Genomic DNA, 13,870 nt, shown 5'->3' on the forward strand with positions numbered 1-13,870 from the left:
GGTCGGGACGGACCGTCCAACACCGCACCCCCTTCTTCCGACGACTCGGACACCGCTTTCACCGGCCCCGCGGTCACAGCGACAGCTCGGAACGACGCGTGGGAACGGCCCTGTCCCGCCACCCGGCCGCGATGCCGGAAACCGCGAGGGTGGTCGCCACCAGCAGCAGCGCGGGGAACACGACGATCCACCAGGCCCCGAGCAGCACCGCGGCACGTCCGTCCCCCAGGATGTTGCCGATGCTGGCCAGGTGCGGCGGCAGCCCCAGCCCGAGAAAGCTCAGCGCGGTCTCGTGGAAGACCGCGTGCGGAACCAGCAGCACGGCGGACAGCACCGCCTGCGGAACGACCGCGGGAAGAACGTGCTTGCGCAGCACCCACCACCGACCGGCACCCGCCGAGATCGCCGCGTCGATGTACGGGCGGTTGCGCAGACCGAGCACCTCGGAGCGGACCACGCGGGCGACGGTGGCCCAGTGCGTGAGCCCGATGGACAGCACCACGGCAAGCACGGTGCCGCGGTACAGCGCGACTATCACGATGCCCAGCAACAGGTGCGGCACGGAGTTGATCGCGTCGACCAGCCGCATCAGCAGCCGGTCCACCCATCCCCCGAAGGAACCCGCGACGGCTCCCACCGCGGAGCCGAGCACGGTGGAGACCAGGGTGCTGACCGCGGCCACCAGCAGCGAGACGCGCAGCCCCGCCCACGCGCGCGCGAACAGGTCCCTTCCCGAGGTGTCCGTCCCGAACGGGTGGTCGAGCCCCGGGGGCGTGCGCACCGAGGTGTAGTCGACCAGTCCCTGAGCCGGGGACAACAGCGGGACCAGCACGGCCGCGAGCACCAGCGAAACCAGCACGACCACCGACGCACGCGCGCGCAGCCGGACCCTGCCGGTGCCGCCGCGCACGGTGCCCGCACGTGTCCGGGCAGCGCTGCGCCACTCGCCACCGGCCGGGGGGCGGGTTCTCTCGGAATCGACTTCAACCATCGGCGGACACCCTCGGATCGAGCAGTACGGCGGCGACGTCGGCGAGCAGGGATCCGAGCAGCACGGCAGTCGTCGCGAGCAGCGTGAGCACGGCCAGCAGCGGGTAGTCCGCGGCCTCGGCTGCCGTCACGACCGCCGAGGCCACACCGGGCCAGGAGAAGACCTCCTCCACGAGCACCGCACCGGTGACCAGCTCGGGCACGCGGGCTCCCAGCACGGCCACGAACGGGAGCAGCGCGGTGGGCAGGGCGTGCCGCAGCACCACGACCCGCTCCCGCAGCCCGCGGGCCCGTGCTCCGGCCACGTGATCCTCGGTGAGCGCGGCCAGCAGGGACTGGCGCACGTGCAGCACCAGCCACGGGGCCTGGGAGACGCCGAGCACCGCCGTCGGCAGCAGCAGGTGCTCGATCACCTGGACCGCTCCGAGGTCGCTGCCCGCGTCGGTGAGCCCGGCCACCGGCAGCCAGCCGAGCCCCAGTGAGAACAGGGCGATGGCCAGCAGCGCCAGCACGAAGGGCGGTATCCCCTCCAAGGCGTGCCCGAGGGCGGTGATCGTCCGGTCGAACCAGCCACCCTGGCGCCAGGCCGCCACCGTCCCCGCCACCAGCGAGAGGACCACCGCGAAGACCAGACCGCTCGCGGTGAGCAGCAGCGTCCACGGCAGCCGCTCCGCGAGGACCTCGGCCACCGGCTGGCGCATCGAACGAGACACCCCCAGGTCCCCGGTGACCAGGCCGCTGAACCAGTCCCAGAAGCGCAACGGCACCGGCTGGTCGAGGCCGAGCTCGGCACGCACCCTGGCCACGTCCGCGGAGGAGGCGTTGAAGATCTGCACCCCGTAGTACTGGTGGATCGGGTCGAAGGGCGAGGCCGCGGCGAGCAGGAACACGCCGAAGGAGACGAGCAGCAGCACGGGAACAGCCATGGCCAGTCTGCGCAGGACCAGCCACAGCACCGCCTCGCTCCGCCGCCCCGGACGCCCGGCGGGCCACAGTCGAACGCTCAATTCGCGGGGGTCCAGTCCTCGACGTTCCACCAGGGGCCCCAGGTCGTGCCGTGGGTGTGCGGTTCGACCACCGACGCGTACCCGTTCCAGATCCCGGAACGCACGACGTAGCTGTGCTGGATGAAGGCCAGGTACACCAGCCCGGGGTCCTCGGCGTAGGCCCGCTGGGCCTCCTTGTAGTGACGTGCGCGTTCCGCCGTCTCGACGGTGCGCCTGCCCGCGTCCAGCGCGGAGTCGACCCGGGAGTTGCGGTACTTGGCCGGGTTCTTGTAGGTGCCGGTCCCGATCATCGAGGAGTGCAGGGCGGAATACATCTGGATGTCGGGGTCGAGCGGACTCCCGCCGCCCAGCACGATCGCGTCGGTCCCGATGCGTTCGGCGGCCTCCGAGCGCTGCACACCGGCGAGCTCGACCCGGAATCCCACTTTGCCCGCGTCCGAGGCGAAGGCCTGCGCGAACTGCTTGCGCAGCGTGTCGTCGGCGAAGTACATGACGGTGAACCGCGCTTCCGTGCCGTCCTTGCGCCGGACACCGTCCGCCCCGGTGCGCCATCCCGCCTCGTCGAGCATCCGGCGGGCGCGCTGCTGGTCGAAGTCGAACCGGGCCGCGGGTTCGTGGTAGGTGTCCATGGACTCCGGGACGGGTGTGTGGGCGGGTGTGCCGTGCCCACCGAGCAGGCTGGAGATCATGGCCGAGCGGTTCACCGCCAGGTTCAGGGCCTTCCGCACGACCGGGTCCCCCGTCACCGGCTGATCGTTCGGCAGGGCGATGGCGCGGTAGTCGGCCGTGTCGTGGTGGATAGTCCGGTAGGGGGCGGTGCCCACCTGCTCGGCCAGCCTCGGCGGGAGCACGGTTCCGTCGAACTCGCCCGCCTGCACGCGCTGCGCCCTGGTGTTGTCGTCGGTGGCGAACACGACGGTGATCTTTCCCACCGCGGGAGCGCCGCCCCAGTAGTTCTCGTTGGCCTTCCAGATCATCCGCTCGCCCTGACGCCACTCCGTCAGGCGATAGGGGCCGGTGCCGACCGGCGCGGTGTTGATCGGGGAGCGATCCTGCGGAACGGGCTCGCTCAGGGCGGACCTCGGCAGGATCCCCATCACCATCCTGGACGGCCAGGCTGCGTAGGGGATGTTCAGCACGAACCGGACCGTGTGCTCGTCCACGGCCTCGACCTCGTCGAGCATGGACAGATCGGAGCTGATCGTCGACGCGTAGTCCGGGTCGATGGCGGCCCGGTAGGTGGCCACCACGTCGTGAGCGTCGAAGGGCGCGCCGTCGTGGAAGGTGACTCCGCGCCGCAGGCGGACCGTCCACGTGCGGGCCTGCTCGTCGGGAGTGGGCTGTTCGACCGCCAGCGCGGGGTGGAGTTCTCCGTTGCCGTCGAAGGCGAGCAGCCCGTCGTAGAACTTGGCCGCTCCGTAGCGCGCGTAGCCCAGCAGCGGGTTCAGGCTGCTCGGCTCGTACCCGTCGGCCAACAGCATCGACCCCGGGTCGGTTCCGCTCCGGTTGGACGGCGCCGAGCAGGCGGTTCCGGCCAGGGCGAAGGCAGCCAACGACGAGGTCATCAGGGTGCGGCGGTTCAACACGCCGAAACTCTAGACATTGCTGCAATTCACTGGCAACACGATGAGATCTTGCCTACTCCTCCGCGCAGCTACCGCGGCACAACGTGGTCCACCGCCCGCGCGGCGTGGGCGCGCGACCGACCGGCCGGACCGGACGGTCGCGCTGAGCGCGTTCCGCTCGGAGCGGCCGGGATGGGACCATGGGACCGTAGGCACGGTCACAGCTGGAGGTGGAGCCACGTGCGAATCGCACTGTGCCAAATAGCGTCCACTCCGGAGCCGGACGCGAACCTGGAACTCGTGGCCGGTGGTGTGCGGCGCGCGAGCGAAGCGGGCGCGGAACTGGCGGTGTTCCCCGAAGCCACCATGGCCTGCTTCGGGGTGCCACTGGCACCGCTGGCGGAGCCCCTGGACGGCCCGTGGGCCGGAGAGGTGGGCAGGTTGGCCGCCGACGCGGGCATCACCGTGGTCGCGGGCATGTTCACCCCGGCCGAGGACGGACGGGTCACCAACACGCTGCTGGTCACCGGACCCGAGCAGCGGACCCGTTACGACAAGATCCACCTCTACGACGCGTTCGGGTTCGCCGAGTCCCGCACGGTCTCGCCCGGCGAACAACCGCGCACGGTTCGGTTGCCCAGCGCCACCGTCGGACTGACCACCTGCTACGACGTGCGCTTCCCCGGGCTGTACACGACCCTGGCCGAGCAGGGCGCCTCGGTGCTGATCACGGCGGCCTCCTGGGGAGCGGGCAGCGGTAAGCGCGCGCAGTGGGAACTGCTCACCCGTGCCAGGGCGCTCGACTCGACTTCCTGGGTGGTCGCCTGCGGACAGGCCGACCCGCGCAGCATCGGGCGGGAACCGGCTGCCAAGGCCCCCACCGGCATCGGGTACAGCACCGTGGCCACTCCCTACGGCGAGATCCACGACCAGCTGGAGGCCGAACCGGACGTGCTGATCACCGACATCGCCCCGGAACGGGCCGACCAGGCGCGGGAGTCGATCCCCGTGCTGGCCAACAGGAAGTTCTGATCACCCCGGGGGAGCTCGGATCCGCTCCCCCGAACCGCACCCGGTCACCACCGCGGCCGTGCGTCCGCCCGGAGATCGGTTTGATCGAGTTGCCCAGCGGGTACGGGGTAACCGACGAAGCCGAACAGTTGGGGACACGATGGGACGCAACCGAGTAGTGATCGTGGGCGGAGGATTCGCCGGTTACCACGCAGCTGAGCGCCTCGCCGAGGAGACGCGCCGGGAAGAGGTGGAGATCGTCCTCGTCAATCCGACCGACTACTTCCTGTACCTGCCGCTGCTGCCGGAAGTGGCCGCCGGGATTCTCGACCCCCGCGCCATCACCGTGTCGCTGCCGGGAACGCTGCCACGGGTTCGGCTGGTGCTCGGCGAGGTCACCTCGGTCGACCCCGACCAGCGGGAGATCGCCTACACCGACCCCGAGGACAACCCGGGGCAGCTGTCCTTCGACCAGCTGATACTCGCCGCGGGCAGCGTGAACAAGCTGCTCCCGATCCCCGGAGTCGCCACGCACGGGCACGGTTTCCGGGGGATCCCGGAGGCGCTGTACTTCCGCGACCACGTCACGCGGCAGATCGAACTGGCCGCCACCACCACCGACCAGGCCGAGCGGGACGCGCGCTGCACCTTCGTCGTGGTCGGGGCGGGATACACCGGCACCGAGATCGCCGCCCAGGGGCCGGACTTCACCAGGATGCTGGCCAACCGCCACCCCGAGCTGGCCAACCAGTCGATACGTTGGAAGCTGCTCGACGTGGCCCCGAGACTGCTCCCCGGCCTCGACCAGCGGTTGTCCAGGGCGGCCACCGACGTGCTGCGCGCACGCGGGGTCGAGCTGCTCACCGGGACCTCGATCGAGCAAGCGGACACGAACGGAGTCACGCTCGACAGCGGGCAGCACGTGCCGACGCACTCGCTGATCTGGTGCGTGGGCGTCCGCCCCGATCCGCTCGTGGAGTCCCTCGGGCTGGAGACCAGGGAGGGCAGGATCGCGGTCGACGAGACGCTCAACGTGCCCGGATACCCTCGGATCTTCGCCTGCGGTGACGCGGCGGGGGTGCCGGACCGCGGCAACCCCGGCGGGCTCACCGCCATGACCGCCCAGCACGCGACGCGCCAGGGCAAGCTCGCCGCGAGCAACGTGGTCGCCTCGCTGCGCGACGGCACGCCGAAGGCGTACCGGCACCGCGATCTCGGTTTCGTGGTGGACCTCGGGGCGCACCAGGCCGCGGCCAACCCGCTGCACATCCCGATGTCGGGCTTCCCGGCCAAGGTGGTCACCCGGGCCTACCACCTGATGGCGATGCCCGCGAACCGGCTACGAGTGGCGGTGGACTGGACCCTGGAGGCGACGGCGAAACGGCAGTGCGTCCAGCTCGGAATGGTCCGCTCCGGAACCGTGCCGCTGGACACCTCCTCGCCCGAGGTTCCCGACCTGCGCGGCGAGGAGTCCTCCGCCGCGACCTCGTCCACGAGCTGAGCCCGGCCCTTCGCGTGCGCCCCGTTCGAGTACGGCCGCTCACGAGGGGGCGGGCGCCCCGCGCTCACATGTCCAGCCCTATGTCCAGCACGGGGGCGGAATGGGTCAGCGCCCCGACCGCCAGGTAGTGCACCCCGGTGCTCGCGTAGGCGGAGGCGGTCTCGAGGGTCAGCCCCCCGGAAGCCTCCAGCTCGGTGTCGGGGGAGACGGCAGCCGCGCGGCGGACCGCTTCGGCGCAGTCCGCGGGCGTGAAGTTGTCCAGCAGCACCAGCTCGGGGGACTCGGCCAGCACCTCGTCGAGTTCGACCGCCCCGCCGACCTCCACTTCCAGCGGGAGGTCGGGAGCGTGCTGCCTGCACGCCCGCAGCGCGGCACCGGCCGAGCCCGCAGCGGCCACGTGGTTGTCCTTGACGAGCATCGCGTCACCCAGCCCGAACCGGTGGTTGCTTCCTCCGCCGCAGCGCACCGCGTACTTCTGGGGGATTCTGATCCCCGGTGTCGTCTTGCGGCTGTCCCGGATGACGCACCCCGTCCCCGCGACCGCCGCGACCCAGTCTGCTGTCGCGGTGGCGATCCCGGAGAGGTGGCCCAGCAGGTTCAACGCGGTCCGTTCCGCCGTGAGCAGGGGACGTACCGGAGCCCGGACCTCCAGCACGCACTCGCCCGCACGTACCGGCGCGCCATCGGCACCCGCCCGGTTCACCCGGTACCGTTCCGGCCCGATCACCTCGTCCAGCACGGCCAGCACCAGCGGAAGCCCGGCCAGCACCCCGTCGGCGCGGGTGTTGAACCCGGCCGTGGCGACGTTCTCCTCCGGGACGGTGGCCGCCGTGGTCGCGTCCGGACCGTACCGGAGGTCCTCGGCCAGCGCGGCCCGAACCAGCACCTCGGATTCGGCGGGATCCAGTCCCGCGGTGCGCAGGTTTCGAATCGTGGCCTCTGCCAAGTTCACGCGACTGCCCTCATTTCGCCCGGGGTGGATCGGATCAGCCAACCGGACACGTCCAGCCGCAGCGCGTTGCCGCGGCGCCAGTGGCGGTCGTCGGTGTCCGGGTGGTCGCGCCGACGATGGCATCCCCTGGACTCGGTGCGTTCGACGGCCGAGGCGAGCAGCGCGTCCGCCGTCAGGGTGAGGGCGGCGTCCTCCGCGGTCTCCCGCGTCCGCAGCGGACGCACCACCGACGCCTCGTCCAGCCGCTCACGGGCCGCGGCCAACCCGGCGGCGTCGCGTTCGATCCCGGCGTGCGCGCTCATGACCGCTCGCAGCGCGGCGCGATCGACCACCGGGGCCGCCGGCAGCGCCCCGGAGCCGAGCGCGGTCCGCGCTGCTGGAGCACAGCGGAGGTCCCGCTGCACCGCCTCGGCCGCGCGGTTCGCCAGCACCAGCCCTTCGAGCAGGCTGTTCGAGGCCAGCCTGTTCGCCCCGTGCAGCCCCGTTCTGGCCACCTCCCCAGCCGCGTACAGCCCGGACACCTCGGTCCTGCCATCCACAGTGGTCACGATGCCGCCGCAGGAGTAGTGCGCGGCCGTGGTGACGGGGATCGGCTCGACCACCGGATCGATGCCCTCGGCGCGGCACGCCGCGTGCACCGTGGGGAAGCGTTCGGGCAGCGCCGCTCCCAGGCACGTCGCGTCCAAGTGGACCGAGTCCGCACCGGTGGCGGCCATCCTCCTGTCGATGGCCGCGGCCACCACGTCGCGCGGGGCCAGGTCCTCGGCCGGATGCACCCCGCGCATCACCCGGCGCCCGTGGACGTCGACCAGCACCGCTCCCTCGCCACGCAGGGCCTCGGTCACCAGCGGACGCCTTCCGCCCCCGGAGGTCTCCCCGGACGCGGAGCGCAGTGCCGTGGGGTGGAACTGGACGAACTCCAGATCTGCCACGGACGCCCCCGCGCGCAGCGCCAGGGCTATCCCGTCGCCGGTGGCGACCTCGGGATTCGTCGTGGACCGGTACAACTGTCCGATCCCACCGGTGGCCAGCAGCACGGCCTGCGCCTGGATCGTGCCGGGCCTTCCCGCGTCGTCCAGCACGAGCGCTCCGCCCACCGCACCGCTGTCGGTGTGCAGCAGCTCCACGACGCAGTGCTGTTCCAGCACCGGCACGCCCTCGGACGAGGTGGCCTCGTTCAACGCACGCTGCACCTCCGCCCCTGTGGCGTCCCCTCCGGCGTGCACGACGCGGAAAGCACTGTGCCCGCCCTCGCGAGTTCGCGACAGCGTTCCGTCCTCGGCGGTGTCGAAGCACGCCCCGGCCTCCCGCAACCGACGCATCGCCGTGGCACCGTTCTCCAGGATGCCGTGCACCGCTTCGGGATCGCACAGTCCAGCCCCGGCCTCGAGCGTGTCCCGCACGTGCCGCCGCACGCTGTCGCCCGCGTCCCTCTCCTCCTGGCGCACCACGGCGATGCCGCCCTGCGCCCACGCGGTGTTTCCGACCGCTGCCGCGTCCTTGCCGACCACGAGCACGCGCATGCCGAGCTCACGGGCGCGCAGCGCGGCAGTGAGCCCGGCCACTCCGGTACCGACGATCAGCAGGTCGGCCTTCGCCCGCCAGGTCATTCGCCACCACCGGGGCGACCGATGCTGATCATGCGCTCCACCGCCGAACGGGCCTCGACCGCGGTCTCCGGGGCGACCTCGACCCGGTCCGCGCCCTCGGACAGGCACCGCAGCAGCGCGGCGGGAGTGATCATCTTCATGTACTTGCAGGAGGCCCTGTCGTTGACCGCCCGGAAGTCGATCTCGGGAGCGGCGGTGCGCAGCTGGTGCAGCATCCCGACCTCGGTCGCGACCAGCACCGAGGAGGCCCCGGTTTCGCGCGCCGCATCCAGCATCCCGCCGGTGGACAGGATCTTCACCCTCTCGGAGTCCACGGCCCCGTCACCGGCCAGGTAGAGCGCCGAGGTGGCGCAGCCGCACTCGGGGTGGATGAACAGGTCCGCGTCCGGTTCGGAAGCGGCGCGCTCCGCGAGCTCGGCCCCGTTGATCCCGGCGTGCACGTGGCACTCACCCGCCCACACGTGCAGGTTCTGCCTGCCGGTCACCCTCTTGACGTGCGCGCCCAGGAACTGGTCCGGGCAGAACAGCACGGGGCGGTCCTCGGGAACCGAGCGGACGACGTCCACCGCGTTCGAGGACGTGCAGCAGACGTCGGTCTCGGCCTTGACCTCGGCCGTGGTGTTGACGTAGGAGACGACCACGGGCTCGGGCTCACCCGCGCGCACGAACTCGGCGCGCCACGAGCGCAGGTCCTCGGCCGTTATCGAGTCGGCGAGCGAGCACCCCGCCCGCTCGTCCGGAATCAGCACCGTCTTCTCCGGACTCAGGATCTTGGCCGTCTCGGCCATGAAGTGCACACCGCAGAAGACGATCTCCTCGGCCGTGCTCTCCGCCGCGATCCTGCTCAACGCCAACGAGTCACCGGTGTGGTCCGCGACGTCCTGGATCTCGGGAAGCTGGTAGTTGTGCGCGAGCAGCACCGCGTTGCGCCGCTCGGCCAGCCGACGCACTTCCGCTGCCCACTCCGCGTCTCCCGTGACGCCCGTGTACCCGTCCTCGGTGCGCCGCACGGCCGCTGCGTCGATCCCGGCCGGTACGCCGTCGCCACCGGAAGTGGCTGCTGTCGCGGCCATGTCCTCCTCCTCACCGGCGCGGTGGCCGATCACCGCGCCGATTGCCCGCGAGACCCGGCACCCGCCGGGCCGTCGGTCTCCTGATTTTTCCGATCAGGGTTTTCGTCTTATAATCGAAAACGTGTCCCATGCTAACACGGAATCCCGCGGGGATCACCCGAATGTGATATCGACGGGCCACGAGGTGCTCGCGGGCGTACTGCGGATACGGGAGAAGCGGCTGCAGGCACTGCTGTGGCAGCGCGCCAAGCCACCTCACCCGAACCGCTGGTCCCTGCCCGGCGGCAGGCTCGGCCCCGACGAAACGGTGGAGCACTCCATCCGCAGGCAGCTGGCCGAGAAGGTCGACGTGCGGGAGCTCACGCACGTCGAGCAGATCTCGGTGTTCAGCGCCCCGGACCGCGTTCCGGGAAGCCGGGTCGTGGCAACGGCGTTCCTGGGACTGATCCCCTCCGACGCGGACCCGGAACTGCCGGACGACACCTGCTGGCACCCCGTCGAGGACCTGCCGGAGACCGCGTTCGACCACGAGGGAATCCTGTTCGCCTCACGGGAGCGACTGCGGGCCAAGCTCTCCTACACCAACATCGGGTTCGCCCTGGCGCCACCGAGGTTCACCGTCTCCGAGCTCAGGGACATCTACTCGGCCGCGCTCGGATACCGCGTCTCGGCGACGAACCTGCAGCGCGTGCTGTCCCGCCGCGGGGCCCTGGAAGCCACCGGCCAGACCGTCGCGGCGGGCCCATCCGGGGGCAGACCTCCCGCCCTGTTCCGGTTCACCTCGCGGGACCTGCAGATCACCGACGCCTTCGCCGTCCTCCGCCCTCCGGGGTGATCCGGCACCGGCAACCGGATCGCCGGGATCCACCGGGTCGAGCGGGCGCTCGCCGCGCGCCTGCCGCGGTCTCGCGAGCAGCGCCCCGAGCGGCAGCGCGGCACGGACCGGTGAACCACTCCGATCAGTTGGTCAGCCGTGGCCCCGGGCAAGTAGGTTGGAGGCGTGACTGAGACTATCCCGTTGTTCCCGCTGGGAAACGTGCTGCTGCCCGGTGGCTCGCTGCCGCTGCACATCTTCGAGGCACGTTATCGCCAGCTCGTGCAGGATCTGGTCAACGAGGTGATTCCCGGACGCAGATTCGGCGTGGTCGGGATCCGGCAGGGCTGGGAAGTCGGCGAGGACAACGTCGACGCCATGTACGACATCGGTTGCTCGGCCCGGATGAACGAGATACAGCAACTCCCCGAGGGACGCTACGACACCACGAGCAGTGGCGAGCACAGGTTCCGACTGCTGCAGCTGGACACCGAGGCCGCCCCCTACCTGATGGCACGGGTGGAATGGCTGCCGGACACGGAACCGGACCAGGACTCCGAACAGGTCAGGGACCGACTCGCCGCCTCGGCGCGGGCCGCGCACGAGCGGTATCTCGCCACGGGGCTGCGCATGGAGGGCAGCACCTCCCCTCCCGAGGACGCCGACACCGCCGATCTGGCCTACGGACTGGCGGAAAGCTGCGTGCTGAGTCCGGACGACAGGCAGAACCTGCTGGCCGAGACAGACCCGCTGCTGCGACTGCGCAGGGTCAGGTCCCTGATCAACCGGGAGACGGAGTTCGTCCGCAGGCTGCGGGCAGTGCCCGCGCAGCTGTCCGAGTTCGCCGAGCACTCCGGGCACAACTGATCCCCCCGTTCGGGGCCGGCGACCTCGAACGGCCCCACCGAGGTGCCGGTGCCTCCGTTGGAGTCCCTTCCGGAATCCGCGTTCCGGCCGCGGCCCACGCGGAGTCGACAGGGACGCGGGACGCGTGGCACCGGGCCACGTCCGCGGAGATCCCCGCACGCGCTCCGGAAGAGGTTCCCACCGGAACGACCGTCTCGGCGACCGAGCCGACCGGCTCCTACTAGGATCTTGGACCATGTCGTTACCTGGTGGGCCGAACAACCAGTACGGAGCCGACGGTGGGGGTCGGCAATACTACGACCCGTTGAGCGGGCACCCCCTCGACGGGACGTCCGGCCACGATTCCCAGCAGTACCAGGGCGGGCAGTCCCTGCCCGGTGCGCACGTCTCCGGCAATCCGGAAAACTCGGGGTATCAGTCCTTCGCCGCTCCCGGATCCGAACCGGGCGCAGGCTTCGGACCGACACCCCAGGCTCCGCCGAAGCGGAGCTACGGGCCCACCATCGCCGTGGCCGCCACCGCCGTGCTCAGCATCATCGTCATCATCACCACCCTCGTGGTGGTGAAGGGCGGTGACGACCGGGCGAACCCGGCAACGAGCGCATCTCCCTCCACGAGCAGCCCGGTCCCGACCACCGACCTCACCCCGGTGCGGCCGGGGTGGCAGACCGTCCCCATCGGGGACGCCGGAATCGCCTACGACGCCCCTCCCGCGTGGGAGACCGATCACGAGGGAGTGACCGGCTTCGAGAACGACGCCGGGGAACGACTGACGATGAGCAGCTACTCGACCTATCTGGAGGGGTTCTGCCCGCAGGCCTCGTCCTCGTACCGGGCCGTGGTCGGGGTGACCTCGATCAAGGAGTCCAACGCCGAATCCGCGGTCACGACGGTGCTGCGCCGCGTGGCCCGGCTGGGATGGTCCTCCCCCGACGGCACCGAACCACGTGTCGAACTGGACAGTCCGCAGTCGGCCTCCTTGGACGGAGGGTCCCTCGAGGGAACCTTCCGGTCCGGAACCATCACCCCAGTCGAGCAGGGGTCGTGCGGCGCCCCCTCCACCTACGTCGCGGCCATAGCCCTGCCCAGTCAACAGGAGAACGTGGTCATGCTCGGCATCGCCGACCAGGAAGCCATCGGCAGCGTCTCCCCGGAAAGGATCAATCGCTCGCTCAGGTCGTTGCGAATGATCTGAGCCCACGCTCGATCCCTCCGCCACACGCGAACCCGTCCGGCATCCGGGCGGGTTCGTTTCTTTTCCGGCACCGGCGCGCGACTCGGGGCAACGACGGTCGACTCGGCCCGCCCCTGGAGACACAGCGCGGTTCGAGCAGCGCCGCGCAACCACCTGCCCCGCTGTTCGCGCACCACGTTCCGCGCCGGGAACCGGACCTCACCGCGAACACTCGGGAGGACGTCCGAACCGCGCGGACCACTCGTTCCCCAGAATCGAGTGTTACACATCACAGTGACCAGGATCTCGTCGCTTCAGTTGAATAAGTGTTACCTTCAGTAACCCCTAACCGCCGGTAACACCCGAACACCGCTTCAGGGAGATCCCATGACCAGCAGCATCACCGGCTCCGAAACGACTTCCGCCACCTCCGACCGGGACGATGTCGCTCGCAGGCTGCTCGACTCCTCGGAGACCCTGTCCTACGACCCCGCCCAGGAGGTCGACTGGGACACGCCGCTCGACACGAACTACCACGGCACCAGCCCCGAGTGGAGCACGCTCTACGGCACGGCCTACTGGAAGGAGATGACCCGGGAGCAGCAGCGCGAGCTGACCCGCCAGGAAGCGGCGTCGGTGGCCAGCACCGGGATCTGGTTCGAGATGATCCTGCAGCAGATGATGCTGCGGGACTTCTACGCGAAGGACCCGACCGACCCGTCCTTCCAGTGGGCGCTGACCGAGATCGCCGACGAGTGCAGGCACTCCATCATGTTCGGACGCGGAGCCGCGAAGCTGCGCGCTCCCGCCTACCGCCCACCCAGAGGAGTCATCGAACTCGGCCGCGTGTTCAAGACGCTCGCATTCGGCGAGGCCGCCTATGCCGCGATCCTGGTCGCCGAGGAAGTCCTCGACGTGATGCAGCGGGACTGGATGAGGGACGAGCGGGTGGTGCCCTTCGTCCGCACCGTCAACAACATCCACGTGGTCGAGGAATCACGGCACATGAAGTTCGCCAGGCAGGAGACCAAGGAACGCCTGGAGAAGGCCGGACCACTGCGCAAGCAGCTCAACTCCCTGGTCGTGGCCATCGCCTCGTACTTCATCGTCACCAGCATGGTGAACAAGAAGGTCTACGAGAACGCGGGGCTGGACGTGAAACGAGCCGTCCGCGAGGCGAAGAGCAACCAGCACTACAAGTCGCTGCTGCGTTCCAGCTGCTCCGGGTTGATGGAGTTCCTCAGCTCGGCCGGAATGCTGACCAAGGCATCGACCTGGTTCTACAAGCGCGCGAACCTGATCTGAC

General features: G+C 70.4%; 12 protein-coding genes. 6 read left to right on the top strand and 6 right to left on the bottom strand.

Annotated elements, in window-relative coordinates:
* Positions 1-73: 73 nt before the first annotated feature.
* From G9Q41_RS08470 to G9Q41_RS08480, 3 genes are read right to left on the bottom strand one after another with little or no spacing between them, the layout of a single operon-like run.
* A complete protein-coding gene (locus G9Q41_RS08470; protein ID WP_092522227.1) occupies positions 74-991 on the bottom strand; it encodes an ABC transporter permease in 918 nt (305 codons plus the stop codon).
* Positions 984-1,997, bottom strand: a complete 1,014-nt coding sequence (locus G9Q41_RS08475) for an ABC transporter permease (RefSeq protein ID WP_165632313.1) — start codon at positions 1,995-1,997, stop codon at positions 984-986. The genes G9Q41_RS08470 and G9Q41_RS08475 overlap by 8 nt, the downstream gene beginning before the upstream one ends.
* Positions 1,994-3,583, bottom strand: coding sequence for an ABC transporter substrate-binding protein (locus G9Q41_RS08480; protein ID WP_347567489.1), 1,590 nt, complete (start codon positions 3,581-3,583; stop codon positions 1,994-1,996). Before G9Q41_RS08480 ends, G9Q41_RS08475 begins: the two co-directional genes overlap by 4 nt.
* A gap of 219 nt (positions 3,584-3,802) precedes the next feature.
* Here G9Q41_RS08480 and G9Q41_RS08485 point away from each other — a divergent pair, with 219 nt between their 5' ends.
* Together G9Q41_RS08485 and G9Q41_RS08490 are read left to right on the top strand one after the other, a co-directional pair.
* Complete coding sequence (locus G9Q41_RS08485) at positions 3,803-4,594, top strand: carbon-nitrogen hydrolase family protein (RefSeq protein ID WP_347567490.1); 792 nt, start codon at positions 3,803-3,805, stop codon at positions 4,592-4,594.
* Between the two features lie 139 nt (positions 4,595-4,733).
* Entirely contained in the window at positions 4,734-6,074 is a 1,341-nt protein-coding gene (locus G9Q41_RS08490) for an NAD(P)/FAD-dependent oxidoreductase (protein ID WP_165632315.1), read from the top strand.
* Between the two features lie 64 nt (positions 6,075-6,138).
* Here G9Q41_RS08490 and nadC read toward each other — a convergent pair whose 3' ends face one another.
* From nadC to nadA, 3 genes are read right to left on the bottom strand one after another with little or no spacing between them, the layout of a single operon-like run.
* Entirely contained in the window at positions 6,139-7,026 is an 888-nt protein-coding gene (gene nadC, locus G9Q41_RS08495) for a carboxylating nicotinate-nucleotide diphosphorylase (RefSeq protein WP_092522235.1), read from the bottom strand.
* The gene (locus tag G9Q41_RS08500) at positions 7,023-8,636 is read right to left on the bottom strand and encodes an L-aspartate oxidase (protein WP_165632316.1); all 1,614 of its coding nucleotides are present in this window, start codon (positions 8,634-8,636) and stop codon (positions 7,023-7,025) included. Before G9Q41_RS08500 ends, nadC begins: the two co-directional genes overlap by 4 nt.
* Complete coding sequence (gene nadA / locus G9Q41_RS08505; RefSeq protein WP_207630743.1) at positions 8,633-9,709, bottom strand: quinolinate synthase NadA; 1,077 nt, start codon at positions 9,707-9,709, stop codon at positions 8,633-8,635. The genes G9Q41_RS08500 and nadA overlap by 4 nt, the downstream gene beginning before the upstream one ends.
* Positions 9,710-9,893: 184 nt before the next feature.
* Between nadA and G9Q41_RS08510 the strand changes: the two genes are divergently transcribed.
* The 4 genes from G9Q41_RS08510 to G9Q41_RS08525 all read left to right on the top strand — a co-directional run bounded on the left by G9Q41_RS08510 (position 9,894) and on the right by G9Q41_RS08525 (position 13,869).
* Positions 9,894-10,544: an NUDIX hydrolase gene (locus G9Q41_RS08510; RefSeq protein WP_165632449.1), complete on the top strand. Its 651-nt coding sequence runs from the start codon at positions 9,894-9,896 to the stop codon at positions 10,542-10,544.
* Between the two features lie 165 nt (positions 10,545-10,709).
* Positions 10,710-11,390: an LON peptidase substrate-binding domain-containing protein gene (locus G9Q41_RS08515; protein ID WP_165632317.1), complete on the top strand. Its 681-nt coding sequence runs from the start codon at positions 10,710-10,712 to the stop codon at positions 11,388-11,390.
* Between the two features lie 235 nt (positions 11,391-11,625).
* Complete coding sequence (locus G9Q41_RS08520) at positions 11,626-12,585, top strand: hypothetical protein (RefSeq protein WP_242687245.1); 960 nt, start codon at positions 11,626-11,628, stop codon at positions 12,583-12,585.
* A 366-nt stretch (positions 12,586-12,951) separates the two neighbouring features.
* Positions 12,952-13,869 (top strand): diiron oxygenase, encoded by a 918-nt coding sequence (locus G9Q41_RS08525; protein ID WP_165632318.1) that lies wholly within the window; start codon positions 12,952-12,954, stop codon positions 13,867-13,869.
* The last annotated feature ends 1 nt before the right edge of the window (position 13,870 follow it).

The organism is Actinopolyspora sp. BKK2, assembly GCF_011291845.1.
GTDB lineage: Bacteria > Actinomycetota > Actinomycetes > Mycobacteriales > Pseudonocardiaceae > Actinopolyspora > Actinopolyspora saharensis.